The organism is Curtobacterium sp. 260 (assembly GCF_030803485.1).
GTDB lineage: Bacteria > Actinomycetota > Actinomycetes > Actinomycetales > Microbacteriaceae > Curtobacterium.
In genome coordinates, this window is record NZ_JAURUY010000001.1 from 424,084 (window position 1) to 450,092 (window position 26,009).

Below are 26,009 nucleotides of genomic sequence, written 5' to 3' on the forward strand. Positions count from 1 at the left end.
CGGCGGCCGGTTTTGACCGGCACGTACAAAGAAACGGCGTCCAGCAGTGTGGATGTCTACAGCGCCCACAGATCGTGCCAGGCGACGCCGAAGCCATGGAGCAGCATCGACCGCAGGACCGGCAGCGACAGCCCGACCACGGCCGACGGTGCTCCGTCGATGCGCGTGATGTACGCCGCGGCCCGTCCGTCGATCGTGAAGGCCCCCGCGACCTCGAGTGGCTCACCCGTCGCCACGTACGCGTCGATCTCCTCGATCGACACGTCCTCGGCGAAGGTCAGCACGGCGCTGTCCACGGCGACGACGTGGTCGCCGGCGGCGACCAGCGTGGACCCGCCCGGCGCGACGTCACCGAGGTGACCGGCGATGCCCAGCGGCCCGCCGTCTGCCGCATCCACCCGTCGGACAGGAGGCACGGTGCCGGTCCGCCCCGCGCCTCCAGGCCGGTCCCCGGTCGCGTCCGGGGCCGTGTCGAGACCGCGGTCGAGGCGCCGGTCCACGACGCAGTGGCCGCTCCACAGGGTGCCGCCGCCCGCGGCGAGCATCTGCCGCCACCGCTCCTTCGCGACCTCCGGGTCGTGGGGCTTGCCGTGCAGGACGCCGTCCACCTCGAAGGCGGAGTCGCCGCCGAACACAAAGCCGTCCACGGCGGACCCGGCGACGCGGGCGTCCGCGACGGCGTCCGCCTTGGCGACCGCGAGGAGCCCGACGAGCTCCGGACCGGTGAGCTCTCGGCCGAGCGCGGCCCGCGCGGCGGCGACGGCGGCGTCCTCGTCCACGCCCGGCGCGACGAGCACCGGCTCGATGCCGGTCTGCGCCAGGAGCGCACGGCGGGCGGGGGAGGTACTCGCGAGGTACAGACGCATGGGAACATCGAACCATGGGTGAATCCGTCGGAACGCTGCTCGAACTCGACGTCACCGGGATCGCCCACGGCGGCATCTCGGTGGCACGGCACGAGGGGCGTGTGGTCTTCGTCTCGGACGCGGTGCCGGGCGAGCGCGTCGTCGCGCGCGTGACCGAGGACCGCAAGAAGTCGTTCTGGCGTGCCGACACCGTGTCCGTCCTGACGCCGAGCGAGCACCGGGTCGACCACGTCTGGCCCGAGGCCGCCCTCGACCGCGACCCCGCCGTGCGCGCCGGCGGTGCGGAGTTCGGGCACATCGCCCTGCCGCACCAGCGCACCCTCAAGCACGACGTCCTGGTCGACGCCTTCGCGCGGTTCGCCCGCACGGACCTCACCGAGGTGCTCGGACACGACGTCACCGTCGAGGCCGCCCCCGGTGACGAGGAGTCGAACGGCCTCGGCTGGCGCACGCGCGTCCGGCTGCACGTCGACGAGGACGGTACGGCGGGCCCGTTCGCCTCGCGCTCCCACACGGTGGTGCCGGTGGCCTCGCTCCCGCTCGCCTCCGCGCGTGTGCAGGAGAGTGCGCCGCTCGGGCGCGGTGCGATGCCGGGCGCGTCGGTCGTCGACGTCCTCGCGCCGAGCGGCGCCGAGGGGGCCAGGCTCGTCATCGACGAGCAGAAGCCCACCGTCGTGACCGAGGTCGTGGGGGAGCGTTCGTTCACCGTCGACGACAACGGCTTCTGGCAGGTCCACCGCCAGGCGCCGGCCGTGCTCACCGCGGCCGTGCAGGACCTGGTCGACCGTGACCGGCTCGACCCGGAGGGGCAGCACCTCGACCTCTACGGCGGCGTCGGACTGCTCGCGGCGGCACTCGGCGACGTCGTCGGCCCGAAGGCCCGCATCACGAGCGTCGAGAGCGCGGCCCGGGCCACCGAGCACGCGCAGGAGAACCTGGCGGAGTGGATCGGCGCGCGAGCCGAGACCGGCCGCGTGGACCGCTGGCTCGCCCGGACGGCCGCCGACGCGTCCCGACCGGAGCTGCAGCGCTTCCGTGCCGGCACCGTCGTGCTCGACCCGCCGCGGTCCGGCGCGGGCCGCGAGGTCGTCGTGCAGGTCGCCGCGCTCCAGCCCGCGCAGGTCGTCTACGTCGCCTGCGACCCGGTCGCCCTGGCGCGCGACGTCGCGACCTTCGCCGACCTCGGGTACCGGCTCGAGGCGCTGCGTGCGTTCGACCTGTTCCCGCACACCCACCACCTCGAGGCGGTCGCGCGGCTGGTCCCGATCGCCTGACCCCGGGTCCGCAGTGTGACGCGGTGTCCCACAACTCGGAGCCTGGGTCCGACCTGGGTATCCTTGGTCGGTGATCGCTCCCGGCGACAGGGGCCGGGCGCGCATCGGAACGAGAGGTCACCGTGGCAGCAGACACGAACACCAGCAGCGGGACGACCGGACTGGCCACCAGGCCCGTCCGCGTCGCGATCGTCGACGACCACGAGTCCGTGCGGCTCGGCATCCAGGCGGCGTGCCAGAACGAGGGGTTCGAGGTGGTGCTCACCGCCGCGAGCGTGCCCGAGTACGTCGCCCAGCTCGGCGGGCGTGAGGTCGACGTCGTCGTGCTCGACCTGTCGCTCGGCGACGGCTCGACCGTGACCGCGAACGTCAAGGGTGTGCAGGGCACCGGCTCCGCGGTGCTCGTCCACTCGATCGCCGACCGCGTCGCGAGCGTGCGCGAGGCACTGGCCGCAGGGGCGGCCGGCGTCATCCCCAAGTCGTCCGCGACCAAGACCGTGATGGCGGCCGTGGCGACCGTCGCCCGCGGCGACGTGCTCAACAACCTCGAGTGGGCGAGCGCCATCGACGCCGACCGCGACTTCGCCAAGGCGCAGCTCGGACGCCGCGAGCGCGAGATCCTGCACCTCTACGCCTCCGGGCTGCCGCTCAAGCTCGCGGCGCAGCAGCTCGGCATCGGGTACTCGACGGCGCGCGAGTACCTCGACCGCATCCGTGTGAAGTACGTCGAGGTGGGGCGTCCGGCGCCGACTAAGGTCGACCTGCTGCGCCGCGCGGTCGAGGACGGCATCCTGCCCGGGCTCGACTCGGGCATCGACCCCGACGCCGACGGCCGCTGACCCCGATGGCCACCACGGCCGGACCGGCACGGTCGGCAGGTGTGCCGGCCGGGGCGCCCGACGGGTCGGGCTCCGCGACGGACGACGTCGCGCCGACCGAGGCGGCACCGTTCGGCGTCGACCCTCTGCGCGGTGTGCGACCCGCGCTGACGCAGGCATCGGTCGAACGACTCTTCGCGATCCTCATCGCGGTCGCCGCGGTCGGGTACGGCGCGGTCTACGCGCCCGCCGTCGTGCGGCAGCTGCCGTGGCTCGATCCCGTGTGGGGCCCGGTCGCCGCGGCGGTCCTCGGCGCGTCGTTCGTCGCGGTCGGGGTGTCCGCGTTCGCGCAGCGGTTCGCGCAGGTCGCCCAGATCGTGTGCGCGCTGCTGTTCCTCGTCGTGCTCGTCACGTGGCCGCTCACCGTCCGCGAGCCGATCCCGGACAGTCAGTACCCCTGGCCGTGGTGGTTCCTCACCGTGGGGTCGACGGCGGCGGCGATGGGCTTCGCTCCGTGGCGTGCGACCGTCTACACCGCGCTCGTGCCCGCCGTCTACGTCGTCGTGCGCCTCACGCCGCTCGGTGGCGACGCCGGGGCCAGCGCGGTGCTCCAGGGCGTGTACTCGGCGCTCCTCAGCGGAGCGGTCCTCGTCATCGCCGTGCTCCTCCGTCGGGCCGCCGCTGCGGTGGACGCCGCACAGGCCACCGCGGTGCGGCGCTACTCGCTCGCGATCCGCGAGCACGCGACCGAGGTCGAGCGGGTGCAGGTCGACGCGATCGTCCACGACAGCGTCCTGACCACGCTGCTCTCGGCCGCACGCGCGGACACGCCCGAGGCGGAGGCCCTCGCCGCCCGCATGGCGCGCAACGCCATCGACCACCTCGGCGCCGCTGCGGCCGACCTGCCTGGGGCGGCCCCGCCCGTGACGGTGCACGACCTCCGCGTCCGCATCACCGACGCCGTCGGAGCGCTCGCCGCTCCCGTCCGGCTGCGGGACGCCCCGGTCGGCGGGCTGCGCATCCCGGCGACGATCGCGGACGCGCTCGCATCCGCGGCGTTGCAGGCGTGCGTCAACAGCGTGCAGCACGCCGGCGGGGCAGGGGTCGAGCGGTGGGTCCGTGTCGAGCAGCGTGGTGGCGCCGTGCACGTCGAGGTCGGTGACGACGGCGCCGGGTTCGACCTCGCTGCCGTCCCTGCCGCGCGGCTCGGCGTCCGCCGCTCGATCATCGAACGGGTGCAGGCCGTGGGCGGCACGGCGGTGGTCGCGAGCAACCCCGGGGCGGGTACGCGGGTCCGCCTCGAGTGGCACCCGGAGGTGTCCGCATGAGGGTGTCGCTGCCGGCGAGGATCGCCATCGGGCTCGCCGCGCTGTTCTCCGTCTTCCACCTCGTGCTGGGCGTGGCGTCGTTCCCGTTCGTCCGTGACGTCGGTCCGGTGCTCACGTGCATGGCGCTCTACGCCGCCGCGAGCGCCGTCGCGATCTTCCTGCCCGGTCGGACCCTCCCGGTCTGGGCGGCGTGCTTCTCACTGGCCACCGCGCTGGTCATGCCGGTCATCGCCGCCCCCGTCGTCGACCCGACGGTGAAGGACGACTCGATCACCTGGTGGGTCGCCGCGGTCGGCACGCTCATGGTCGTGCTCGTCGTGCGGGGCCGCCGCGCCTTCGCGTGGGTCGGCGTCGGCTTCGTCACGGTCTTCGGTGTGGTCTGGGCAGGACCGGGTGCCTTCGGCGCGCTCGGACTGGTCGGCAACCTGACGTGGGTCGCCGTCGCCACCGGCTTCACCGTCGCGATGGACCGGGCGACCCGCGCCACGCGCGACTTCATCCGTGCCGAGCAGGAGACCGCGGACTGGCAGGCCGCGCAGGACGCCCACGTGTTCGAACGGCAGTTCCGCCTGAGCCAGACCACCCGGATGGCGCTGCCGATGCTGCAGCAGGTGATCGACCGGGGCGGGGACCTGACCGACGCCGAGCGGGCCGAGTGCCTGCACCTCGAGCAGGCGATCCGCGACGAGATCCGCGGTCGGTCGCTGCTGTCCGACGACGTCCGTGACGAGGTCATGCGCCTGCGGCGACGGGGAGCCACGGTGCAGCTGCACGACGACGGTGGCCTCGACGACCTGGAGATCGACGAGCTCCGCCGGGTGCACGCCGAGATCGCCGGTGCGCTGCGCCGAGCCCGGGAGGCGGACAACGTCATCGTCCGGACGGTGGCCGAGGGGTCGGAGGCGGCGGTCACCATCGTCGGGCTGCGACTGGACACCGCGGCGAGCGAGTCCGCGGCGCTCGGCGTCGGATCGGACGACGACGGCGACGAGGACGACTCGGTGGTGCTCTGGACCGAGATCCCGCGCCGCGCGACGGTCTGAGGAGGCACCGGCGGCCGTCGTGCAGCGAGACGCGCGCGCAAGGCCACCCGGGAACGGGGAACGGGCCGGTCCCGAGGGGCCGGCCCGTTCACGACCCGAGCCTGAGCGACAACCCGAATGTCGCCCTGGCTCGCAGCTGGTCGGAGGCGTCGTACCCTAGTCGGCCACCGACCAACGATGTTCTTCTGGGAAGGACACCGAACACAGACAACTATGCCCGCTGCCCGAAGCCGTGTCAGTCGTCATTATGGGGGACAAACCACGCCTTCCCGGTGGTTCCGCGGTCGCCGTGTCCCCCGGCCGAGGGGAGACCGACCGGGAAGTGCACCCCGCAACCCGAGGTGGACGACCGGGTCGCGCGGTGCGAGAGGGGTACATCGTGCCGCCGGTACCCCCGGATGCGCAAGACCCCCGCCGGGGAACGGCGGGGGTCCGTGGAAGGACGTGCGGCGTGCCGCTCGCAGACCGTCGGTCAGCGCAACGAGCGGCCCCAGGCGCCGGAGCCGTGCTCGAGCGGCCGGCGGAGGCCACGGGCGGACGCGTCCCACCCGGTCCGTGGCGACTCGGTGACCTCGGCGCGACCGGTGGCGGCGACCTCGTCGGCCTGCCGCTGGAGCACGGCGACGACGGCCGCCAGTTCCTCCGGCGATGGGTCGCCCGCGACGACCCGGACGTCGGCCCCGACCGTGGTGTCCGGCCCGACCGTGGTGTCTGCGCCGGCCGTGGTGTGCGCGCCGACCGGGCTGCCCGCTGCGGCCGGCATCGTGGCGTCCGCCGGGAGGTGTGCTGCGTGTCGTCCCATCAGAGCGGGATGTTCCCGTGCTTCTTCGGCGGCAGCGACGCGCGCTTCCCGCGCAGTGCCCGCAGCGCCTTGATCACCGAGACCCGGGTCGCGTGCGGCTGGATGATGCCGTCGAGCTCGCCGCGCTCGGCCGCCAGGTACGGCGACGCCACGTTGTAGGTGTACTCGTTCGCGAGCCTGGTGCGCACCGCGGCGACGTCCTCGCCCGCCTCCTCCGCGCGCTTGATCTCGGCCCGGTACAGGATGTTGACCGCGCCCTGGCCGCCCATGACCGCGATCTCGGCGGTCGGCCACGCCAGGTTGATGTCCGCACCGAGCTGCTTCGAGCCCATCACGATGTAGGCGCCGCCGTAGGCCTTCCGCGTGATGACGGTGACGAGCGGCACGGTCGCCTCGGCGTACGCGTACAGCAGCTTCGCGCCGCGGCGGATCACGCCGGTCCACTCCTGGTCGGTGCCGGGCAGGTAGCCGGGGACGTCGACGAGGGTCAGGATCGGGATGCCGAACGCGTCGCAGAACCGCACGAAGCGGGCCGCCTTCTCACCGGCGTCGATGTTCAGCGTCCCGGCCATCGCCTGCGGCTGGTTCGCGATGATGCCGACGGTGCGACCCTCGACGCGGCCGAAGCCGACCATGATGTTCGGGGCGAAGAGCGGCTGGACCTCGAGGAACTCACCGTCGTCGACGATGTGCTCGACGATCGTGGTGACGTCGTACGGCTGGTTCGTCGAGTCGGGGATGACGACGTCGAGCTCGTGGTCGGCGTCGGTCGTCTCGAGCTCCGGGGCGACGTCGTAGGCCGGCGGGTCGGACAGGTTGTTGTCCGGCAGGAAGCCGACGAGGGAACGCGCGTAGTCGAGCGCGTCGGTCTCGTCCTCGGCCAGGTAGTGCGCGACGCCCGAGACGGCGTTGTGCGTCTGTGCGCCGCCGAGCTCCTCGAAGCCGACGTCCTCGCCGGTGACGGTCTTGATGACGTCCGGACCGGTGACGAACATGTGGCTCGTCTTGTCCACCATGATGACGAAGTCGGTGAGCGCGGGGGAGTACACCGCACCACCGGCTGCCGGACCCATGACGATGGAGATCTGCGGGATGACCCCGGAGGCCTGGGTGTTCAGGCGGAAGATCTCGCCGTACTTGCCCAGGGCGACCACGCCCTCCTGGATCCGGGCACCGCCCGAGTCGAGGATGCCGATGATCGGCACCCCCGTCTTCAGTGCGTGCTGCATCACCTTGACGATCTTCTCGCCGGCGACCTCGCCGAGGGAGCCACCGAAGACGGTGAAGTCCTGCGCGTAGACCGCGACGTTGCGGCCGTGGATCGTGCCGACGCCGGTCACGACGGCGTCGCCGTAGGGGCGCTTCGCGTCCATGCCGAACGACGTCGTGCGGTGGCGGACGAACTCGTCGAACTCGACGAACGAGTTCTCGTCGAGGAGCTGCTCGATGCGCTCGCGGGCGGTGCCCTTGCCCTTCGCGTGCTGCTTCGCGATGGCGGCCTCGCCCGCGGCGGTCACGGCCTCGTGGTAGCGCTCGCGCAGGTCCGCGAGGCGACCGGCCGTGGTCGAGAGGTCGGGGGTGTCTCCTGTGGTCACCCGCTCACCCTACCGGCGGGCACGGCGGGGCCGGTTGGAGGACCCCCACGGTTCCTGCCCGTAGATTTGCGTGCATGTCCACACCCGTCCCGCCGGTCCTGCCGCGCGCCCGTGCCGTCGTCGAGGCCGCCGGTGGGGTGTTCGACGCCGTCGGGCGTACCGGCTCCACGAACGCCGACCTGCTGGACGTCGCGCCCGGTCGGGCGCACGGCAGCGCCGTGGTCACGCTCGACCAGACGGCGGGGCGCGGGCGGCTCGACCGGTCATGGAGCGCGCCGACCGGGCAGACGCTCGCGGTGAGCCTGCTCGTCCGCGCCGACCTGGCCGACCGCGACCGCGGGTGGCTGCCCCTGGTCGCCGGCGCCGCGATGCGCGACGCGGTGTCCGCCGTGCTGGGCGACGCCGACACGGTGACCAGGGCCTCCCGTCCGGCCGCCGACGCCGACGCCGCGACGCCCGTGCCGGAGCCGCGTGTCCTGGTGAAGTGGCCGAACGACCTGCTGGTCGACGGACGCAAGGTGTGCGGCATCCTCTGCCAGGTCGCTGCCGACGGCAGCGTCGTCGTCGGCGCCGGCGTGAACCTGACGATCCCGGAGGACGCCCTGCCGACGCCGACCGCGACGTCGTTGGCGGTCGCCGGCGCGACCGGTGACGCCGACGGCCTGGCGGACGCGGTGCTGTCCACCTGGACGACGGCCGTCCTGGAGGCGGTGCGTGCGCTGGTGGACGGGGGTGCGGCCGCCGGGGTCGTCCGGTCACGCGTCCGCGCAGCGTGCGGCACGATCGGTCGCCGGGTCCGTCTGGAACTGCCCGACGGCACTGTCGACGAGGTCGACGCCACGGGCATCGACGACGACGGTCGCATCACGATCCGGGATCGGGACGGCCGAACCAGGGGCGTCGCGGTGGGGGACCTCACCCACCTGCGCTATGCATGACGGCATGACCGCCGAGCCGCCGCCCGAACGCGTGGTCGCGCGGCTGCGGCCGCACGCGCGCCGACTCGTCCGTCCGGCCGTCTTCGTCGTGGTCGTCGCACTGGCAGGGGGCTTCGGCTTCGGCGTGTTCCGCGCACAGCTCGCGTGGCTGAACGCGGTCGTCGCCGGACTGACGGTCCTGCTCGTCGTGCTCGGCGGCCTCGTCCCGCTGCTCCGGTGGATGTCCGAGCGGTACGTGGTGACGACCCGGCGGCTCGTGGTGGTCCGTGGTCTCGGCACCCGGACCCGTCGCGAGCTCCTGCACTCCCGCGGGTACGACGTCACGGTGCGGCGCCGCGGCCTGCAGGGGGTGTGGCGGTCCGGTGACGTGCTCGTCTTCCCCGGCGAGGACACGCCCGTGGTGCTCGCCGACGTCCCGCACGCCGACCTCGTGGTGGCCGTGCTGCACGACCTGGTCGAGGCGCACGAAGCCCGCCGACGGCACCGCGAGCCGGACTGGGACGAGATCGTCGGGGGACCCTCGCGACCGGCCTGGGGTGACGCCGGCCGGTGAGGTGCCGAACGTCCGGGTTGGGAGTCTTCCTCGTTAGCCGGTAGCGTCGTGCCGTGCGTATCTCCGTCATCGGCTGCGGGTACCTCGGTGCCGTGCACGCCGCGTCAATGGCCAAGCTCGGACACGAGGTCGTCGCGGTCGACGTCGACCCCGCGAAGATCGAACGGCTCGCCGCCGGTGAGGCTCCCTTCTTCGAGCCCGGGCTGCCCGAGATCCTGACCGAGGCCCTGGCGTCCGGTCGCATCCGCTTCACCACCGACATGGCCGAGGTCGCCGGGTCCACCGTGCACTTCCTCGCGGTCGGGACCCCGCAGGGACCCACCGGTGCCGCGGACATGCGGTACGTCGACGCCGCCGTCGCCTCGCTCACGCCGCACCTGTCGGCCGGTGAGTTCGTCGTGGGCAAGTCGACCGTCCCGGTCGGCACCGCCGCGCGCCTGGCCGCCGAGGTCGAGGCAGCGGTCCCCGGTGCGACCCTGGTGTGGAACCCGGAGTTCCTCCGCGAGGGCTTCGCCGTGCAGGACACCATCTCGCCCGACCGGTTCGTCTACGGCGTCCCGGAGGGCGAGGCCGGCGAGCGTGCCGTCGCGGCGCTCGACGAGGTCTACGCGCAGGCGCTCGCCGCGGGGACGCCCCGCCTCGTGGTGAACCTGCCTACGGCGGAGCTCGTGAAGATCAGCGCGAACGCGTTCCTCGCGACGAAGATCTCGTTCATCAACTCGATGGCCGAGATCGCCGAGGTCGCCGGCGCCGACGTCACGGCGCTCGCCGACGCGATCGGGCACGACGACCGGATCGGTCGGAAGTTCCTCAACGCCGGTCTCGGCTTCGGCGGCGGCTGCCTGCCGAAGGACATCCGCGCGTTCCAGGCCCGCGCCGACGAGCTGGGCGTGGGGGAGTCCCTCGCCTTCCTGGCCGACGTGGACGCCACCAACCTCCGTCGACGCGCGCACGTGGTCGACCTCGCCACGGAGCTGCTCGGTGGGACGATCACCGGGAAGCGCGTCGCCGTGCTGGGCCTGGCCTTCAAACCGAACTCGGACGACGTCCGCGACTCCCCGGCGCTCGACATCGCGGCACGCCTGCTCGGGCTCGGTGCGTCGGTGGCGGCGTACGACCCGGAGGCGATCGAGACCGCTCGTCGGCTGCACCCGGAGCTCGAGTACGTCGGGTCGCCGACCGAGGCGGTCACCGGCGCGGACATCGTGCTCGTGCTGACCGAGTGGTCGGTGTTCCGTGAGCTCGACGCGGCCGAGGTCGCCTCGCTCGTCGCGTCGCCGGTCGTGGTCGACGGGCGCAACTGCCTCGACCGCGAGGCCTGGACCGCAGCGGGCTTCACCTACCGGGGCATGGGGCGCTAGCGCTCCGACCCCGCTGACGACGGACGGCCGTTCCCCTCGCCGGGAGCGGCCGTCGGTCGTCTCCGGACGGGGAGGACCCGGCCGGCGGCGTTCAGTCCCGGTGCGGGGTGCGGCGCTCGACGGCCGCGCGGAGGACGTCCCGGTAGCGGGAGCCGATGCGCTCGGTCGCGAACTCGGCCGCAGCGGCCGTCGCTCCGGCCTGGTGGCGCTCCCGGGCATCGGCGTCCGTGAGCGCTCGCTCGAGGGCGGCGCGCAGCGCGTCGACGTCGCCGGGCCCCACGAGCAGACCCGAGACGTCGTCGCGGACGACGTCCCGGATGCCGGGGAGGTCGCTGGCCACGATCGCCGCGCCGACCGCCGCCGCCTCGAGGAGCGTCACCGGGAGTCCCTCCTGGTCGCCGTTCGCGGCCGGTACGGACGGCAGGGCCACGACGGTGGCGGACGCCAGGGTGGCGAGCACCTCGCTCTTGCCGCGCTGCCCGACGAAGGTGACCGGCAGCCCCGCGGCCTGTCGTTCGAGGCGCTCGCGCCACGGGCCGTCGCCGACGACGGTCAACGACCAGTCGACGCCCTCGAGACCGCGGAGTGCCTCGACGAGGTTCCCGAAGCCCTTCTTCTCCACCAGCCGGCCGACGGCCACCACGTGCCCGGGCCGCCGGACGGTGGTCTCCCTGGCCGCGACCGCGGGCGCGAGGTCGACGCCCATCGGGACGACGCTCGACCGCGCCGGGTCGACACCCCACTCCGTCAGGCGGGCCCGCATCTCGTCGTTGACGGTGGTCACGTGCGCCGAACGCCCGAACACCCAGCGCTTCAGCCGGACCAGCGGCGCGGCGCGGAGCGCGTAGACGTCGCCGCCGTGCGTCGTGACGACGAGGGGCACCCCGGGCGCGGCCAGTGCCGCGACGAGCCCCTGCGGGATCGCCCAGTGCGCGTGGATCACGTCGGGACGTGCGGCACGGACGGCTCGACGCACCGCGAGGAACTGCGCCGCGAGGAGTGCCGGCACCTGGAGCAGACGCTTCCGGTCGGCCTTGAGGTTGTCCAGGATCGCGCCGTCCGCCAGGTCCTCGAACCGCCGCGGGAAGTAGGCGAACCGACGCACCCGGACGCCGTCGATCGTCTCCGAGCGGGCGGCCCCGGCGACCCGCGGTGTCAGCACCGCGGTGTCGAACTCGACCGCTTCCTGCCGTGCCAGGTCCAGCACGAAGGCGGGGACGCCGTCGTCGGGGTGGGCGGGGAAGGTGGATGCGAGCACGAGCAGGCGGGGACGACCGGTGCTGGGGTGGACGGGTGCGGGCAAGGGGTCGCCTTCCGGGTGGACGGTCGTTCGGCGGACGGGTCCCGTTCGATCGGGGACACCGCGCGGGTTGGTACGCTGCTCGGGGCCCGCGGTGCGACCGCTGCGCAGGCCGGCAGGACCGGAGCAGGAGACCCGTGCGCGTACTCATCCACAATAGCGATTCGCCCCACAACCGAGGGGACCGGGCGATCCTCGCCGGGAACATCGAGCTCGCCCGCCGGCGGTGGCCGGGCGCCGAGATCGTGTCGCTGTCGCAGTACCCCGAGCGCGACGGAGCCTGGTTCGGCATCCGGTTCCTCCCGATGTCGCCGTACAGCACCGGGATCGGCGACCTCTTCCGCCTGCTCCGGGCTGCCCGGACCGCGGACGTCGTCCTCTGGGGCGGAGGCGAGATCCTCAAGGACTACACGAACAAGCTCGGCCTGGTCTACTGGCTGCTGAAGTTCGTGCTCGTCCGTGCGGTCAACCGGCACGTCGTCGGGGCGTTCCAGGGCATCGGCCCGACGTCCGCCGGTATCAGCAAGCGGCTGATCCGAGCGACGGTGGACCTCACCGAGGTCTTCATCGTCCGCGACGAGGAGTCGCGGGAGAAGCTGCGTTCGTGGGGTGTCCGGACGCCCGTCATCGCCTCCTTCGACCCCGCGGTGGTCGGCACCGTGACCGCACCGGACGCGGACGTGCTCGCGCGGCTCCAGCGGACCACCGGCCTGTCGGCGGAGCAGCTCGACGGGTCGGTCGGCATCGGCGTCCGACGCTGGTTCCACTACAAGCGCAGCGGCTGGATCCCGTTCCGCTTCATCCCGAAGGCGCTGCGTCGGTCGCACGTCGAGTCCGCCGACCTCGTGACCTACCGTGCGGCGCTCGCGGAGCTCGTCGACACGGTCGTCGAACGGTGGGACGTCGACGTCGTCTTCTACCCCATGCACATGGAGGCCTCCGAGGGCGACGCCGCGTTCGCGCGCGAGGTCATCGCCCAGATGCGCCACGGCGGCCGAGCGCACGTCGTCGAGGCCGACGAGTTCTCGCCCGCCGAGTACGCCGGTCTGATGTCGCGGAGTCGGCTCTTCATCGCGAGCCGTCTCCACTCGGCGATCGTGGCGACGATCGCGGGCGTGCCGGCCACGGTGCTGTACTACGTCGACAAGGGGCGGCTCTTCTTCGAGCAGATCGGCCAGCAGCGGTACGCCCGCCCGATCGAGGAGGCCCTGGAGCCGACCTTCGTCGCCGACGTCGTCGCGTCGCTCGAGGACCTCGACGAGCACCGTGAGCGTGTGGTCGCGGACCTCTCCGCCGGTGTGGAGCGCATGACCGGTGCCCTGCACACGGACTTCGCCCGCGGAACCGAGGGCGTGCGGTGAGCCCGACGACGAAGCGGGTCCTGCGACGGGCGGTGCCCATCGCCTTCTACGTCCTGCTCGCGGTGTTCCTCTTCCTCTACGTCCGCAGCGTCGACTGGGGGCAGCTCGCCGGTATCCGCTGGAACTGGTGGTGGGTCGCCGTGGCGACGGTCATCAGCCTCGGCTTCCGGTACTGGGGCGTCGGCATCTGGTTCTTCCTGCTCCGGCGCCTCGGCGCGACCGGCCTGCGGGGGAGCGGTGTCGCGCTGACCTTCGTCTACGCAAAGTCGTGGATGGGCCGCTACATCCCGGGAGCCGCGACCTGGATCATCGGCAAGGTCTACTTCGCCTCGAAGCACGGCGTCTCCCGCGCGCGGCTGGGGGTGAGCGGGCTGCTCGAGGGCGCCCTGCAGATCGCCGCGACGTTGGCGCTGGCGCTCGTGCTCCTGCTGATCGATCCGCGGACGCACACGCTCGACCCCTGGATCATCGCGCTCATGGTCGTCGCCTTCATCGGCTGCGTGGTCTGCCTCGTGCCGAGGGTGTTCGTGTTCCTCATCAGCACGGCGTTGCGGATCCTCCGCCGCCCGCCGCTCGACGCCGACGTCGCGCCGAGCCTCGGCACCGTGCTCGGCGGTGCCGGGCTCTACGTCGCCGGCGCCGTGCTCTCGGGGAGTGCGTACTACTTCATCACGCTCGCCGTCTACCCGTCCCTGCGTCCCGCGGACGCGGCGTTCGTGATCGGGGCGGCCAGCATGGCCTCCGCGATCAGCATGCTCGCCGTGTTCGCCCCGGGCGGGCTCGGTGTGCGCGAGGGCGTCCAGGCGCTCCTCCTCGGCCTCGTGATGCCGGGACCGATCGCGCTCGTCGTGGTCGTCGTCACCCGCGTCTGGAGCCTGGCCGTCGACGGCCTCTTCCTGCTCACCGCCGCTGTGCCGACGTGGTTCTCGAAGCGGGGGAGACCGGACCAGGCCGACCCGGCCGGGGTCGAGCCCGCTCCGGGGCGCTGACCGGCAGGTCGGCGGCCCGTCGACCGGCTCCGACGTCGGCCGGCGGTCAGGCGGTCGTGACCACCCCGGGTGCTCGCGTCAGCGCTGCGCTGCGCACCACCGCGGTCACCGTCGCGACGAGACCGACGAGCACGAGCGCGACGAGGACAGCGACGACCGACGGCGGGACCGGACCGAGCGCCACGTACCGCTCGACACCGGCGGGTGTGACGGGGAACCGCGCGGCGTTCCAGAACCAGCTGGAGACCACGCCGAGTCCGTAGAGCCCGACCGCCGGCAGCGCGATCGACAGTCCGACGGCGGTCCGGGCCCGCGCAGTCGGTCCGCCGGCCATCCGCCGCCACGCGATCGCGCTCACGGCGACCAGGCAGACGATCGCGGGGAAGTGGTAGCGGCCCTGCGTCGCGGCGACCTCGGTCGTGGTCAGGTAGGCGTGGGCACTCGTGTACGTCTGGATCGCGGTGAGCAGTGCCGGGAAGACCGCGAGCACGACGACGGCGCGGCGGTCCGGACCCTTGCGGAAGGCGAATGCCACGACGACGGCGAGCGTGACGAGGGTGAGCACGCTGGTGAGCACGTCACCGATCGAGACCTGGGCCTTGATGCCGGGGCTGCCCCAGAAGGGCCGGGCCAACGTCCCCCAGCTGACGTCGAGGAAGTGCGACAGCGTCGGGTGCTCGCTGGGAGGGAACTCCTTGGGCGGACGCATCGCGGTGTACCCGTTCGGCTGCACCCGCCCGTACGCGAGGACGTTGTGGACCCACCACCAGGCGCCGATGCCCGCGGTGACGGCCATCGTCACGACCGTCCGGACGAGTCGGGTGCGGAGCGGGAGCACCCCGCTGCCGGCGACGAGCACGACGAGCGCGGCGAAGGGGACGGCGGGGAGTCCCGTCCCCTTGATCCACACGAGGCCGCCGAGCACGACACCGAGGGCGAGCGTCGCCCGCCAGCGGTGGTCGCCGGTCAGCAGGCGGACCGTGAGCCACGCGACCACGGCCGCGAACAGCATCACAGGTGCGTCGTCGACACCGAGGACGCGATCGAGGCCAGCTGCGGGACGCCGAACAGTGCCAGCGCCCCGACCAGGCCCGCGCGAGGTGAGCGGGTCAGACGCCGGACCGAGGCCCAGGTCAGGAGCGGGAGGAGGGTGACCGCCGCCACGTCGACGAGGCGCAGCACGAGGACGGCGTGGTCCCACCGGAGGCCGGCGAAGTGGACGGCCTTCAGGACCAGCGCCCCCACCAGGTAGGCGGTGGGCGGGTGCTGCGTCATCTGGTCGACGGTGCTCGACTCGCCCGGAGCACCCCGAGCAGCTCCGCGAAGTCCGACCACTCGGACTTGGGCAGGGTCGCCTGCTGCGCGGCCGCGGCCTGCACCGCGTTGAGCACGTGCATCTCCCCGGGAGCCACCCAGGGGGCACCCGTCGCGAGGTGCACCGTCGCGTCGATGTGCGCGGTCTCGTCAGGAGCCTGGAACACGGGGACGACCAGCGCCTACACGAGCAACCAGAGCCCGAACGTGACCGTGACCACGGCGACGGCCACGCGCTCCCGACGATCGACGGGCGGTGCGCTGTCTCGGAGTCCGGGCGTCGTCACCGGACCATCCTACGGACGGCGCGGGAGCGGCTGGACTCAGACCTCGGGGACGCGGACCGTCTCCGGCGTCGCGTCCGCGCGCCGGGCGGACTCCTGCTCGACCCGGTCGGGGTGGTACACCCACACCTTGTACAGCCAGAAGCGGAAGATCGTGCCGAGCCCCAGCCCGATCACGTTGCCGGAGATGTTGTCGGCGAGTGCCGAGGTGAAGCCGAGCGCGTAGTGGGAGACCGCCAGGCAGCCGAGCGAGATGACCATCCCGCCGAGGGAGACGACGACGAACTCGAAGCCCTCCTTCGCAGCGACGGAGCGGCGCTGGTGCCGGAACGTCCAGTACCGGTTGCCGATCCAGTTCACGAAGATCGCGACCGTCGTGGAGACGACCTTCGCCCAGAACGGACCGCTGTGCACCTCGTCCGGTGAGAGCACCGTGGCACGGAGGACGTTGAAGACCCCCAGGTCGACGACGAAGCCGATCGCCCCGACCACGCCGAAGCGTGCGAGTTGTGCGATGAGTCGCCGCACGTGCTCTCCTGATTCCGTAGAGTTGGCCGGGACCGGCCAGCGGTCGGAACGGGGCAGATCGATGATCGGCCTCGACGGATTGTAGTCGAGCGGTCGCGGACCGAGGTCCGGAATCGCGGAAGGAACGCACAGGATGGCGCTGCACGTCGGAGTGATCGGTGGGGGACAACTGGCGCGGATGATGGTCCCCGCCGCCGTCGAGCTCGGGCTCGAGATCAGCGTCCTCGCCGAGGGGCCCGGCATGTCCGCCGCGATCGCCGCCACGGCCGAGGGCGACCACCGCGACGTCGACACCGTCCTCGCCTTCGCGCGCGGCGTCGACGTCGTGACCTTCGACCACGAGCACGTCCCGCAGGACGTCCTCCGACGCCTCGTCGACGAGGGCGTCGCGGTGCACCCGGGGCCGGACGCGCTCGCGGTCGCGCAGGACAAGATCACCATGCGCCGACGGCTCAGCGAGCTCGGCGTCCCCGTCCCGGACTGGGCGGCCGTCGAGGACCGGTCCGCCCTCGCCGCCTTCCTGGCCGACCACGGCGGACGCGCTGTCGTGAAGACCCCGCGTGGCGGCTACGACGGCAAGGGTGTCCGTGTCGTCTCCGACCCGTCCGACGTCGACGACTGGTTCACCGCCGTCGCCGAGCTCGGCGACGGGCAGGCCCTGCTCGTCGAGGAACTCGTCCCCTTCACCCGCGAGCTCGCGCAGTCCGTCGCACGTCGCCCCTCGGGCCAGGTCGTGGCCTGGCCGCTCGTCGAGACCGTGCAGCGGGACGGCGTCTGCGCCGAGGTCATCGCGCCGGCGCCGGCCGCCGCGGGGCGACTGGCGGACGCGGCGGAGTCCCTCGCGGTCCGGATCGCCGAGGAGCTCGGCGTGACGGGGGTGCTGGCGGTCGAACTGTTCCAGACCGCCGACGAGCGGATCCTGGTCAACGAACTCGCGATGCGCCCGCACAACACCGGGCACTGGACGATCGACGGGGCGACGACGAGCCAGTTCGCGCAGCACCTGCGCGCCGTCCTCGACCTGCCCCTCGGCACGACCGGCATGCACGCGCCGGCGGCCGTGATGGTCAACGTCCTCGGTGGGCCGGCCGACGGCGACCTCGCGGCCCGCTACCCGGCCGCACTGGCGGACTTCCCGGAGGCCGGGTTCCACTTCTACGGCAAGGCCCCGCGTCCCGGCCGCAAGGTCGGGCACGTCACGGTGCTGGGCGAGGACGTGGACGACGTCGCCTACCGCGCCCGCGCCGCGGCAGCGCACTTCGACGACTGACCGCGTCCTCGCCGGTCTGCTGGACGGACGCCGGGCCCTCACCCGCCGCTAGGCTCGTGCCGTGACCGACACCACCGCCGCCACCGCACCGCTCGTCTCGATCATCATGGGGTCCGACTCGGACTGGCCGACCATGCGTGCGGCCGCCGACATCCTCGGGGAACTGGGCATCGCGTTCGAGGCCGACGTCGTCTCGGCGCACCGGACGCCCGACAAGATGGTCGACTTCGCCCGTGCCGCTGCCGACCGGGGCATCCGTGTCGTCATCGCCGGAGCCGGTGGAGCGGCGCACCTGCCGGGCATGGTCGCGTCGTTGACCACGCTGCCGGTGATCGGGGTCCCCGTGCAGCTCGCGCGCCTCGACGGGCTCGACTCGCTGCTCTCGATCGTGCAGATGCCGGCCGGGATCCCGGTCGCGACCATGGCGATCAACGGTGCGGCCAACGCCGGTCTGCTGGCCGCGCGGATCATCGGCACGACCGACGCCGGGGTCCGATCGGCCCTCGCGGAGTACGCCGACGGACTCGAGCAGGTCGTCGAGCGGAAGGCACGCGCCCTGCGCGAGGCGCTCTGAGCGCTCGCGGGCGGCCGCTCAGGACACGCTGACGGCGCCCGTCCTGCCGTCGACGCTGACCGTCGTGGTGCCGCCGGTGGTGGAGGTCGTCGCGGTCCACACCGGGGCAGCAGCCGGACCACCGAGCACCACCGAGACGAGCGTGCTGCCCGGCACCGCTCCGAGAGCCGAGGTGGCCGCGCGGTCCGCCGTGACCTGCAGGCCCTCGGTCCGGGACACGTCCGACTGCCGCGTCGCCGCGTCGCTGTCCTTGGGGAACGGGCCCGACGTCACCCGGCCCAGCGTGGCCGACACCACGGACTGGGTACGTGCGCCGTCCGGACCGGACACCAGGACCGTCCAGTCGTCCCCGGAGCCGGCGATCGAGATCACGGTCCCGCCGCCGGCGGCGGCGATGCCCTGCTCGGCGACGGCCGCCCAGTCGACGGTGGCCGGTGCGTCGGCCCCGCTGCCGTTGCCCGTTCCCTGACCGCTGCCGTCGGCGGGGGCGTCCTCGGTGGGGCCCGCGCTCGACGTGTCGCTGCCCGCCGTCGGGGTGCCGGCCGGCTCCGGGACCGGGGCGGAACGCGTGGGCGTCGGGCTGGTGCTCGGTGTCCGGGTGGCGGCGGACGCCGACGTCGAGGGTGCAGGGTCGTCGGCGCGGGAGCACGATGCGAGGGTGGTGCCGAGCCCGGCTGCGAGCGCGATCGCGGTGACGATGGCCGAGGTACGGTGAGGACGCGTCATGGGTGTGATGATCGCAGCACTGTCCGACGATCCGTCCGCCCGACACGGCGGCGCGGAGGATCGGTGCAGTCCCGTGACCGGGGCTGCGCCCGGGTCGGAGGCATCGTCGTGCCGGCTGGTCCTCCTGCCCGTCGGTCGTCGTGCCCGCTGGTCGTCGTGCCCGACGGGGTCAGAGGTCCGCGTGCAGCTGCCAGACCTCTTCGGCGGAGTCCCGCCAGTCGAACATCCGTGCCCGGTCGGGTCCGGTGACGGCGAGTCGTGACGCGAGCACCGGGTCGTTGACGACCTGGAAGACGGCCTGTGCCAGGCGCTCCGGGTAGCCCTCGAGGTCGTGGCGGGCCACGGTCACGCCGGCGTCCGCAGCGACCTCACGGACGGCGGCGTCGTCCGAGTGCACGACGGGGGTGCCGAACGACATCGCCTCGACGACCGGCAGACCGAAGCCCTCGGCGAGGCTGGGGAACACGAAGACCGTGGCCCGGTCGTAGGCGACGGCAAGGTCGGCGTCCTCGATGCGCCCGAGCACCTTGACCCGGTCGGGCGCGAGCCCGGCGGCCTCGGCCGTACCGTGGACGTCCACGTCGCCCCACCCGTCCGGGCCTGCCACGACGAGGGGGACGTCCGCGGGGGCGGAGGGGTGGGCCATGGCCCGGATCAGGTGGCCGAGGCCCTTCCGCGGCTCGAGCGTGCCGACGGCGAGCACGTAGCGCTCGGGGAGTCCGAGGCGTTCGGCGCGCAGGTCGGCGTCCGGCGGGACGGCGAGTCGTCCGCTCGGTGCGCCGCCGATGACCCGGATGCGCTCGTCGAAGCGGTGGATGCGGTTCAGTTCGGCCGCCACGGCGTGCGTGGGGACGACGACCGCGTCCGCGTGGCGCCAGGCGCGCTTGACCATCGACTTGTGGAAGTGGACCCCACGGGGCGTGAGGGTCTCGGGGTGCGTCCACGGCACCACGTCGTGCACGGTGACGACGGTCTGGTGACCAGGGTCCTGGAACCGGTCGTGCCGGACCAACGGCGCCAGCACGCTCGGCGCGTGGACCATGCCGGCGGAGGCCCCTCTGGCCAGCCCGGCCTGCCACGCGAGGGCGAGCTCGCGTCGGCCGAGGGGGAGACGGTCGAACCCGGCGAGTCCGGGGAGCAGGGTCCGGAGGCGGTCGAGGTCGGCGGCCGGCGCTGCGGACACGACGGCCTCCACGTCGCATCCCGGCGGTGCCGTCGCGACGAGCTGCCGGGTGAGCTCCTCCGCGTACCGCCCGATCCCGCCGGGGACGGGCGAGATCACCTGGTCGAGGATCACACGGAGGGTGGTCATCGGTGGCTCCTCGTGGTGCTGGTGGACGGGCTCCGACCCTACCAGCGGGGTCCGCTCGCTCCTGGGTGCGTTCGGTCGTGGCAGGGTCGTTCGTTAGGGTTGGACGGACCGAAGGGGACCCTTGGCAACAACAACCGCACCGGGGCGCAGGCTGCGCGCCCTCCACGCTGCTCCGCTCGTCCGCGTCCTCGAGAACCCCTGGACCCTGCGCCTGACGCTCGTCCTCTTCGTGCTCGTGGGCGCGGTGTTCTCCGTCGCCGTCCACATGCCGGTCGTCGACGGCGTCGGCAACGTGCCCTACGCGGGGACCATCGCGCCGGACGAGAACCGACACATCGCGAACATCCTGTACTACGCGGGGCGCAGCGTCTGGGCCGGTCCCGTCATCACGGACGCCCCGGCGAGCCTGCTGCAGATGGGCGAGATCGAACGCTTCCCGAGCTACGTCTACTACTACGTGATGAGCTTCCCGGTGAAGCCGCTGCTCGACCTCGGCGCACCGTACTCGGTCATCGTGGTGGCGCTGCGCTTCGCCAACGTCCTGATCGCGGCGGTCGGTCTCGTGGTCGTCCACCGCCTGGTCCGCACGATGGGTACGGCGCCCTGGGTCGCGACGCTCGTCGTGGTGCTGCTCGCGGGCACCGGCCGGTACGAGTGGCAGGCGGCTGCCGTCACGTACGACACCCCGGCCAACACGCTGTTCTTCCTCTGCCTGCTCTTCTGCGCACGCTTGATCCGTTCGAGCGGACACGCGTACTCGGACCTCTTCCGTGCCCTCGTCCTGGGGGCCCTCGCCATCGTGGTGAAGTACACGTTCGTCCCGTTCGTGCTCGTCGCGGTCGCGGTCGCCGTCGCCCTCGTGCTGCAGCGGGACGGTGTCCGCACGTTCGCACACCCGGTGCAGCGCTTCCGTCGGGTCTTCGCGGAACATCCGGTGACGTCGTCGCTGTGGGCGTTGCTCTTCGTGGTCACCGCGGCGGTGCTGCTCGAGCGCATCGGCGGCAACCTCCTCGTCTACGGCCAGTTCAACCCGTCCTGCACCAAGCTGCACACCCACCAGGAGTGCCTGGCGTTCGACATCTACCGGCGGAACTACTGGGCGGCGAGGGCGCACGACCTCGGGATCGTCAACGCCGTGCCGCAGACGCCGTTCGACCTCTTCGAGTTCGTCGGCAGCTGGATCAGCGCCTACTTCCAGAGCATGTTCTTCTACCGCGGACGCAACACCGTGTGGCAGGTCTCCACCGTCGTGCAGATCGCCGGCGCGGTCACGTTCGTCGTCGCGGTCGTCGCGACGCTGCTGTCCTTCCGGAGCCTCGTCCGGACGCGGGCATCGGTCTGGGGGCTCTTCGTCGCCGGGAGCTACGTGGTGGCGATGTTCTTCTTCAACCTCCGGACGTTCATCCGGCTCGACAACGAGTACGCCTTCTCCGGTCGGTACCTGTTGCCGGTGCTGCCGTTGATCTACGTGTTCGCGATCATCGCCGCTGTGGCGCTCTGGCGCACGCTGCCGCTCTGGTGGCGTCGTGTGCTCGTCGTGCCGGCGGTGCTGCTCGGCGTCCTCACCCTGGTGACGTACGCCGGACCGATCGCGTTCTTCACCTACGCGCGCGGCGAAGGCTGGTACACGCCGATCGCGCTCCACCTGCTGCCGAGCTTCCTGACGGGAGTCGCCTCGTGACCGAACGTCCCACCGAGCCCGACATCGGCGACACGATCGCCGGTGACGACCCGACGATCCGGACCGGTCAGATCCGCCCACGGCTCTCCCGACGGCACTGGTCCGTCGCGCTCGTGGTGCTGGTCGTCGCCGTGCTGGCCGTCGGCTACGAGTTCCTCTCGGCACCCAACGCGCAGGTCGTCGGCGCCTGCCGGGTGGTCGCGGGCGCGTCGCCGGCGTCGCACACCGAGTGCTCCGGCGACGACCTGGCCGGCCGTGACCTGTCGGGGATCGACCTCCGACTCGCCGACCTGTCCGGAGCGGACCTGCGAGGCGCCGACCTGGACGGAGCGATCCTCTACGGCGCCGACCTCTCGGGCGCCGACCTCAGCGGTGCCCGGTTCCGGGACGCCGACCTCACCCAGGCGGACCTCAGCGGCGCGACACTCTCCGACACCGACTTCACACGCGCCGGCATCAACGGCATGGACGTCGAGGACACCGTCCTGGCAGCGTCCACCTTCTCCGAGTGGGTCACGGACTCGGACCCGGTCCAGGTGACCCTGACCGCGGGCACGCAGCCGGGGATCGAGAAGAACACCTGCGCGAAGCGGGAAGGGCTGTTCTACCCGGGACAGAACGGTGTCATGTGCACACTGTCGACGACGGCGGAGTACGACGGCACCCTGGAGTACACGCGGAACGTCGAGGTCAAGCTGCCACCCCAGGTCGACGTCCCCTCGACGGTGGCGCTCCGGGTGGGGCAGCAGGCGTCCGTGCAGTTCCAGGCGGACAGTCCGTTCCCGGCGGTCGTCACGGCCTTCTCGGCATCGCTGCCCGCGGGCCTCTCCTGGGACCCCGAGACGCTGACCGTCACCGGTGTTCCCGAACGTGCGGGCACCACGAAGGTCGAGTTCATCGCGGACAACGGCAAGCAGGTCCGGACCCCCGTGACGTTCCGCATCCGGCGCTGACCGTCCCACCGCACCAGCGGGAGGACGGGCACCGGGCACCCGCGGCCAACGGGTGCCGACGACGACGGGGCACGAGACCCTCCGGTCTCGTGCCCCGTCGTCGTCCTCGTCCGGTCAGGCGGTCAGGACACCCGCGGCCGCGGCGGCGTGGAGGGCGTCCCTCCAGTCACGCATCGGCGCCAGGCCGGCACGTCGCCAGCCGTCGTGTCCGAGGACACTGAACGCCGGCCGGGGCGCGGCACGGACGAACGCGGAACTGTCCGTGGGCAGCACGCGTTCCGGGTCCAGACCGACCTCCTCGAAGATCGCCCGCGTGAAGTCGAACCAGGAACCCCGGCCACCGTTCGTGCCGTGGTAGATGCCGGCAGGAGCACCGGCGTCGAGCATCGCGACGATCTGGTCGGCGAGGTCGGCGGTCCATGTGGGCTGCCCGACCTGGTCGGTGACGACGCTCACGGTGTCGTGCGACGCCGCCAGCCGCACCATGGTCTTCGCGAAGTTCGGGCCGCCGGCACCGTAGAGCCAGGCCGTCCGCACGATGTACGACCTGTCCGGCGCGACGGAGCGGACCGCTGCCTCGCCGGCGGACTTGGTCCGGCCGTAGGCGCCGAGGGGCCGCGTCGGCTCGTCCTCGGCGTACGGGGTCGTCCCCGTGCCGTCGAACACGTAGTCCGTCGACACCTGCACCAGGCGTGCGCCCGTCGCCGCCACCGCGGTGGCGAGGACCTCGGGACCTCGGGCGTTCACGGCGGCGGCGGCGTCCTCGTCGGACTCCGCGTCGTCGACCTTGGTGTACGCCGCGGCGTTGACCACGACGTCGTGTCCGGCCACCGCGTCGGAGACGGCAGCCTGGTCGGTGACGTCGAGGTCTGCGCGGGACAGGGCGGTGACGTCACGCCCTGCCAGCGATCGCTGGAGGTCCTGACCGAGCATGCCGGCTGCCCCGGTGATCAGGTAGCGCGTCATGCGATCGCCGCGCGCTCCTTGAGCGGCTCCCACCACGAGCGGTTGTCGCGGTACCACTGCACGACGTCGGCGAGACCCTGCTCGAACGGCACCTGCGGCTCGTAGCCGAGCTCTGCCTGGATCTTCGAGATGTCGACCGAGTAGCGCAGGTCGTGGCCGAGTCGGTCCTGCACGCGGTCGACGTACGACCAGTCCTTGCCGGTCGCGTCGAGCAGGAGCTGCGTGAGCTCCTTGTTCGTGAGTTCGGTGCCGCCACCGATGTTGTACGTCTCACCGGCGCGCCCACGGGTCAGCACCATCGCGATGCCGCGGGTGTGGTCGTCGACGTGCAGCCAGTCGCGGACGTTGTCGCCCTCGCCGTACAGCGGCACGTGCCGGTCGTCGATCAGGTTGGTGACGAAGAGCGGGATGACCTTCTCGGGGAAGTGGTAGGGCCCGTAGTTGTTCGAGCAGCGCGTGATCGAGAGGTTCAGCCCGTGCGTCCGGTGGTAGCTCCGGGCGAGCAGGTCGCTCCCGGCCTTCGACGCCGAGTAGGGCGAGTTGGGCTCGAGCGGACGGTCCTCGGCCCACGAGCCCTCGGTGATGGAGCCGTAGACCTCGTCGGTGGAGACGTGCACGAACCGCTCGGTCCCGTGCCGGAGCGCGGCGTCGAGCAGGCGCTGGGTGCCGACGACGTTCGTCTCGACGAAGATCCCGGAGTCACGCACCGAGCGGTCGACGTGCGACTCCGCGGCGAAGTGCACGATCGCGTCGACCGTCGGGACGACCTCGTCGAGCTTCGCAGCGTCACGGATGTCGCCCTGCACGAAGGTGTACCGCGGGGAGTCCGCGACGGGCGCGAGGTTCTCGAGGTTGCCCGAGTACGTCAGGGCGTCGTAGACGACGACCTCGGAGCCCTCGAGCCCCGGGTAGGCGTCCTCCAGGGTCCGACGGACGAAGTTCGAGCCGATGAAGCCGGCCCCTCCGGTGACGAGGATCTTCACGCTTGGTTTCCTTTTCGTGGCCGATGTGCGTCGGTCACGAGGAGCCGACGGCGGTCGGGGTCGAGTGTAGCGGGGGCCGGTCCGGCGTCAGTCGCCGTAGCGCGCGAGCTTCTGCAGGTCGAGCTGTTCCTCGGCCAGGGTCCGGTTCAGTCGTGTCAGGTCCGCGACCACGCCGATCGTGATCGACAGGAGCGCGCTGATCATGAGCACCATGCCCAGGATGAGCGACTGCAGGTGGTTGCCGCCGCTGTCCGTCCACAGCAGCACGAGGTACCGGACGAACGGGATCAGTCCGGCCACCCCGAAGACGGCGCTCACCCAGGCGAACAGTGCCATCGGCCGGTACATCAGGTAGACCCGCGCGATGGCCGACCCGGACTGGAACATGTGCTGCCAGATGTTCTTGAACAGCCGGGACTCGCGCGTCTTCGCGTTCGTCGTGATCGGGATGCTGGCGATGGCGAGACGCTTGTAGCCCGCCTGCACGATCGTCTCCATGCAGTAGCTGAAACGGGTGACGATGTTCAGACGGATGAGCGAGTACTTCGAGTAGGCGCGGAACCCGCTCGCGGCGTCCGGCAGGTCGAGGCCGGCGGCCCGGCTGGCGACCCAGGAGCCGAAGCGCTGCATCGACTTCTTGAACCCGGAGAAGTGCTCGATGGTCCGGGTCTGCCGGTCGCCGATCACGATGTCGGCGTCGCCACGGAGGATCGGCTGGACGAGGTCGGCGATCTGCGACTGCGGGTACTGGTTGTCGCCGTCCGTGTTCACCACGATGTCGGCGCCGTGCAGCATGGCGTAGTCGACCCCGTCGCGGAAGGACCGCGCGAGACCCATGTTCCTCGTGTGCCGGACGAAGTGCCGGACGCCGTGCGCACGGGCGACCTCGACCGTGCGGTCGGTCGAGCCGTCGTCGATGACGAGGATCTCGATCTCGTCGACGCCGGGGATCGAGGTCGGGATGGTCTCGAGCACCGACGGGAGGGTCTGCTCCTCGTTCAGGCAGGGGATCTGGACGAACAGTTTCACGGGTGGCGGGTCCTGGGGGTCGTCGGCCGGGCTGCAGCCCGGGATCTTCGGGTCCCGGCCGCACGGCCGGACGCGTGTCTTCGCGGACACACAGACGGTCGAGTCTACGCACAAGCGGGAACCGAGTCGAGAACGCCGTGGCCGGCCGTGCCACGATGGAG

General features: G+C 72.3%; 26 protein-coding genes. 13 read left to right on the forward strand and 13 right to left on the reverse strand.

Annotation, left to right across the window (positions count from 1 at the left end; genetic code table 11):
• Positions 1-56: 56 nt before the first annotated feature.
• Entirely contained in the window at positions 57-866 is an 810-nt protein-coding gene (locus tag J2X59_RS02000) for a Maf family protein (protein WP_326495504.1), read from the reverse strand.
• Between the two features lie 14 nt (positions 867-880).
• Between J2X59_RS02000 and J2X59_RS02005 the strand changes: the two genes are divergently transcribed.
• From J2X59_RS02005 to J2X59_RS02020, 4 genes are all read left to right on the forward strand, one after another.
• Positions 881-2,140, forward strand: coding sequence for a class I SAM-dependent RNA methyltransferase (locus tag J2X59_RS02005; RefSeq protein WP_326495505.1), 1,260 nt, complete (start codon positions 881-883; stop codon positions 2,138-2,140).
• A gap of 122 nt (positions 2,141-2,262) precedes the next feature.
• A complete protein-coding gene (locus J2X59_RS02010) occupies positions 2,263-2,979 on the forward strand; it encodes a response regulator transcription factor (RefSeq protein ID WP_251155536.1) in 717 nt (238 codons plus the stop codon).
• Positions 2,980-2,984: 5 nt separating this feature from the next.
• On the forward strand, positions 2,985-4,286 hold the full coding sequence (locus J2X59_RS02015; protein ID WP_326495506.1) for a sensor histidine kinase: 1,302 nt from the start codon (positions 2,985-2,987) through the stop codon (positions 4,284-4,286).
• Entirely contained in the window at positions 4,283-5,329 is a 1,047-nt protein-coding gene (locus tag J2X59_RS02020) for a hypothetical protein (protein WP_326495507.1), read from the forward strand. Before J2X59_RS02015 ends, J2X59_RS02020 begins: the two co-directional genes overlap by 4 nt.
• 472 nt (positions 5,330-5,801) lie before the next feature.
• Here the strand turns inward: J2X59_RS02020 and J2X59_RS02025 are convergent, their stop codons facing one another.
• On the reverse strand, positions 5,802-6,131 hold the full coding sequence (locus J2X59_RS02025) for an acyl-CoA carboxylase subunit epsilon (RefSeq protein WP_326495508.1): 330 nt from the start codon (positions 6,129-6,131) through the stop codon (positions 5,802-5,804).
• The gene (locus tag J2X59_RS02030) at positions 6,131-7,726 is read right to left on the reverse strand and encodes an acyl-CoA carboxylase subunit beta (protein WP_326495509.1); all 1,596 of its coding nucleotides are present in this window, start codon (positions 7,724-7,726) and stop codon (positions 6,131-6,133) included. Before J2X59_RS02030 ends, J2X59_RS02025 begins: the two co-directional genes overlap by 1 nt.
• Before the next feature lie 74 nt (positions 7,727-7,800).
• On the opposite strand from J2X59_RS02030, the gene J2X59_RS02035 reads away from it, so the two are divergent.
• From J2X59_RS02035 to J2X59_RS02045, 3 genes are read left to right on the forward strand one after another with little or no spacing between them, the layout of a single operon-like run.
• Entirely contained in the window at positions 7,801-8,664 is an 864-nt protein-coding gene (locus tag J2X59_RS02035) for a biotin--[acetyl-CoA-carboxylase] ligase (protein ID WP_326495510.1), read from the forward strand.
• 4 nt (positions 8,665-8,668) lie between these two features.
• The gene (locus J2X59_RS02040; RefSeq protein ID WP_326495511.1) at positions 8,669-9,217 is read left to right on the forward strand and encodes a PH domain-containing protein; all 549 of its coding nucleotides are present in this window, start codon (positions 8,669-8,671) and stop codon (positions 9,215-9,217) included.
• A gap of 53 nt (positions 9,218-9,270) precedes the next feature.
• The gene (locus tag J2X59_RS02045) at positions 9,271-10,578 is read left to right on the forward strand and encodes a UDP-glucose dehydrogenase family protein (protein ID WP_326495512.1); all 1,308 of its coding nucleotides are present in this window, start codon (positions 9,271-9,273) and stop codon (positions 10,576-10,578) included.
• 91 nt (positions 10,579-10,669) lie between these two features.
• On the opposite strand, the gene J2X59_RS02050 is transcribed toward J2X59_RS02045, so the two are convergent.
• Positions 10,670-11,881 (reverse strand): glycosyltransferase, encoded by a 1,212-nt coding sequence (locus J2X59_RS02050; protein WP_326495513.1) that lies wholly within the window; start codon positions 11,879-11,881, stop codon positions 10,670-10,672.
• Positions 11,882-12,015: 134 nt separating this feature from the next.
• On the opposite strand from J2X59_RS02050, the gene J2X59_RS02055 reads away from it, so the two are divergent.
• Together J2X59_RS02055 and J2X59_RS02060 are read left to right on the forward strand one after the other, a co-directional pair.
• On the forward strand, positions 12,016-13,239 hold the full coding sequence (locus J2X59_RS02055) for a polysaccharide pyruvyl transferase family protein (RefSeq protein ID WP_326495514.1): 1,224 nt from the start codon (positions 12,016-12,018) through the stop codon (positions 13,237-13,239).
• Positions 13,236-14,228, forward strand: coding sequence for a lysylphosphatidylglycerol synthase domain-containing protein (locus J2X59_RS02060; RefSeq protein ID WP_066655056.1), 993 nt, complete (start codon positions 13,236-13,238; stop codon positions 14,226-14,228). Before J2X59_RS02055 ends, J2X59_RS02060 begins: the two co-directional genes overlap by 4 nt.
• A gap of 46 nt (positions 14,229-14,274) precedes the next feature.
• Here J2X59_RS02060 and J2X59_RS02065 read toward each other — a convergent pair whose 3' ends face one another.
• From J2X59_RS02065 to J2X59_RS02080, 4 genes are all read right to left on the reverse strand, one after another.
• Positions 14,275-15,240 carry a hypothetical protein gene (locus J2X59_RS02065; protein ID WP_326495515.1) on the reverse strand — a complete coding sequence of 322 codons (966 nt, stop codon included), beginning with the start codon at positions 15,238-15,240 and terminating at the stop codon, positions 14,275-14,277.
• Positions 15,240-15,503 carry a hypothetical protein gene (locus tag J2X59_RS02070; protein ID WP_326495516.1) on the reverse strand — a complete coding sequence of 88 codons (264 nt, stop codon included), beginning with the start codon at positions 15,501-15,503 and terminating at the stop codon, positions 15,240-15,242. Before J2X59_RS02070 ends, J2X59_RS02065 begins: the two co-directional genes overlap by 1 nt.
• On the reverse strand, positions 15,500-15,709 hold the full coding sequence (locus J2X59_RS02075) for a hypothetical protein (RefSeq protein WP_326495517.1): 210 nt from the start codon (positions 15,707-15,709) through the stop codon (positions 15,500-15,502). Before J2X59_RS02075 ends, J2X59_RS02070 begins: the two co-directional genes overlap by 4 nt.
• A gap of 156 nt (positions 15,710-15,865) precedes the next feature.
• Entirely contained in the window at positions 15,866-16,354 is a 489-nt protein-coding gene (locus J2X59_RS02080) for a GtrA family protein (protein WP_066655053.1), read from the reverse strand.
• A gap of 133 nt (positions 16,355-16,487) precedes the next feature.
• Between J2X59_RS02080 and J2X59_RS02085 the strand changes: the two genes are divergently transcribed.
• Together J2X59_RS02085 and purE are read left to right on the forward strand one after the other, a co-directional pair.
• Complete coding sequence (locus J2X59_RS02085; protein ID WP_311206461.1) at positions 16,488-17,624, forward strand: 5-(carboxyamino)imidazole ribonucleotide synthase; 1,137 nt, start codon at positions 16,488-16,490, stop codon at positions 17,622-17,624.
• Positions 17,625-17,685: 61 nt separating this feature from the next.
• Complete coding sequence (purE, locus tag J2X59_RS02090; RefSeq protein WP_400339135.1) at positions 17,686-18,198, forward strand: 5-(carboxyamino)imidazole ribonucleotide mutase; 513 nt, start codon at positions 17,686-17,688, stop codon at positions 18,196-18,198.
• 18 nt (positions 18,199-18,216) lie between these two features.
• On the opposite strand, the gene J2X59_RS02095 is transcribed toward purE, so the two are convergent.
• Positions 18,217-18,924, reverse strand: a complete 708-nt coding sequence (locus tag J2X59_RS02095) for a hypothetical protein (RefSeq protein WP_326495518.1) — start codon at positions 18,922-18,924, stop codon at positions 18,217-18,219.
• Positions 18,925-19,093: 169 nt separating this feature from the next.
• The gene (locus J2X59_RS02100; protein WP_326495519.1) at positions 19,094-20,236 is read right to left on the reverse strand and encodes a glycosyltransferase family 4 protein; all 1,143 of its coding nucleotides are present in this window, start codon (positions 20,234-20,236) and stop codon (positions 19,094-19,096) included.
• A gap of 121 nt (positions 20,237-20,357) precedes the next feature.
• Here J2X59_RS02100 and J2X59_RS02105 point away from each other — a divergent pair, with 121 nt between their 5' ends.
• Positions 20,358-21,917: a hypothetical protein gene (locus J2X59_RS02105; protein ID WP_326495520.1), complete on the forward strand. Its 1,560-nt coding sequence runs from the start codon at positions 20,358-20,360 to the stop codon at positions 21,915-21,917.
• Complete coding sequence (locus J2X59_RS02110) at positions 21,914-22,870, forward strand: pentapeptide repeat-containing protein (RefSeq protein WP_326495521.1); 957 nt, start codon at positions 21,914-21,916, stop codon at positions 22,868-22,870. The genes J2X59_RS02105 and J2X59_RS02110 overlap by 4 nt, the downstream gene beginning before the upstream one ends.
• A gap of 114 nt (positions 22,871-22,984) precedes the next feature.
• Here J2X59_RS02110 and rfbD read toward each other — a convergent pair whose 3' ends face one another.
• The 3 genes from rfbD to J2X59_RS02125 all read right to left on the reverse strand — a co-directional run bounded on the left by rfbD (position 22,985) and on the right by J2X59_RS02125 (position 25,848).
• Entirely contained in the window at positions 22,985-23,836 is an 852-nt protein-coding gene (rfbD, locus tag J2X59_RS02115) for a dTDP-4-dehydrorhamnose reductase (protein ID WP_326495522.1), read from the reverse strand.
• The gene (gene rfbB / locus J2X59_RS02120) at positions 23,833-24,819 is read right to left on the reverse strand and encodes a dTDP-glucose 4,6-dehydratase (RefSeq protein WP_326495523.1); all 987 of its coding nucleotides are present in this window, start codon (positions 24,817-24,819) and stop codon (positions 23,833-23,835) included. Before rfbB ends, rfbD begins: the two co-directional genes overlap by 4 nt.
• An 87-nt stretch (positions 24,820-24,906) precedes the next feature.
• Positions 24,907-25,848: a glycosyltransferase family 2 protein gene (locus J2X59_RS02125; protein ID WP_311206454.1), complete on the reverse strand. Its 942-nt coding sequence runs from the start codon at positions 25,846-25,848 to the stop codon at positions 24,907-24,909.
• Positions 25,849-26,009: the final 161 nt, after the last annotated feature.

Excerpts from the sequence above, each read along its gene's own strand:
- J2X59_RS02085 (WP_311206461.1), top strand. The coding sequence starts at position 16,488 with ATGGCGCTGCACGTCGGAGTGATCGGTGGGGGACAACTGGCGCGGATG.
- J2X59_RS02035 (WP_326495510.1), top strand. The coding sequence starts at position 7,801 with ATGTCCACACCCGTCCCGCCGGTCCTGCCGCGCGCCCGTGCCGTCGTC.
- J2X59_RS02095 (WP_326495518.1), bottom strand. The coding sequence starts at position 18,924 with ATGACGCGTCCTCACCGTACCTCGGCCATCGTCACCGCGATCGCGCTC.
- rfbD (WP_326495522.1), bottom strand. The coding sequence starts at position 23,836 with ATGACGCGCTACCTGATCACCGGGGCAGCCGGCATGCTCGGTCAGGAC.
- J2X59_RS02100 (WP_326495519.1), bottom strand. The coding sequence starts at position 20,236 with ATGACCACCCTCCGTGTGATCCTCGACCAGGTGATCTCGCCCGTCCCC.
- J2X59_RS02065 (WP_326495515.1), bottom strand. The coding sequence starts at position 15,240 with ATGCTGTTCGCGGCCGTGGTCGCGTGGCTCACGGTCCGCCTGCTGACC.
- J2X59_RS02025 (WP_326495508.1), bottom strand. The coding sequence starts at position 6,131 with ATGGGACGACACGCAGCACACCTCCCGGCGGACGCCACGATGCCGGCC.
- J2X59_RS02040 (WP_326495511.1), top strand. The coding sequence starts at position 8,669 with ATGACCGCCGAGCCGCCGCCCGAACGCGTGGTCGCGCGGCTGCGGCCG.
- J2X59_RS02005 (WP_326495505.1), top strand. The coding sequence starts at position 881 with ATGGGTGAATCCGTCGGAACGCTGCTCGAACTCGACGTCACCGGGATC.
- J2X59_RS02000 (WP_326495504.1), bottom strand. The coding sequence starts at position 866 with ATGCGTCTGTACCTCGCGAGTACCTCCCCCGCCCGCCGTGCGCTCCTG.
- J2X59_RS02020 (WP_326495507.1), top strand. The coding sequence starts at position 4,283 with ATGAGGGTGTCGCTGCCGGCGAGGATCGCCATCGGGCTCGCCGCGCTG.
- J2X59_RS02015 (WP_326495506.1), top strand. The coding sequence starts at position 2,985 with ATGGCCACCACGGCCGGACCGGCACGGTCGGCAGGTGTGCCGGCCGGG.
- J2X59_RS02070 (WP_326495516.1), bottom strand. The coding sequence starts at position 15,503 with ATGACGCAGCACCCGCCCACCGCCTACCTGGTGGGGGCGCTGGTCCTG.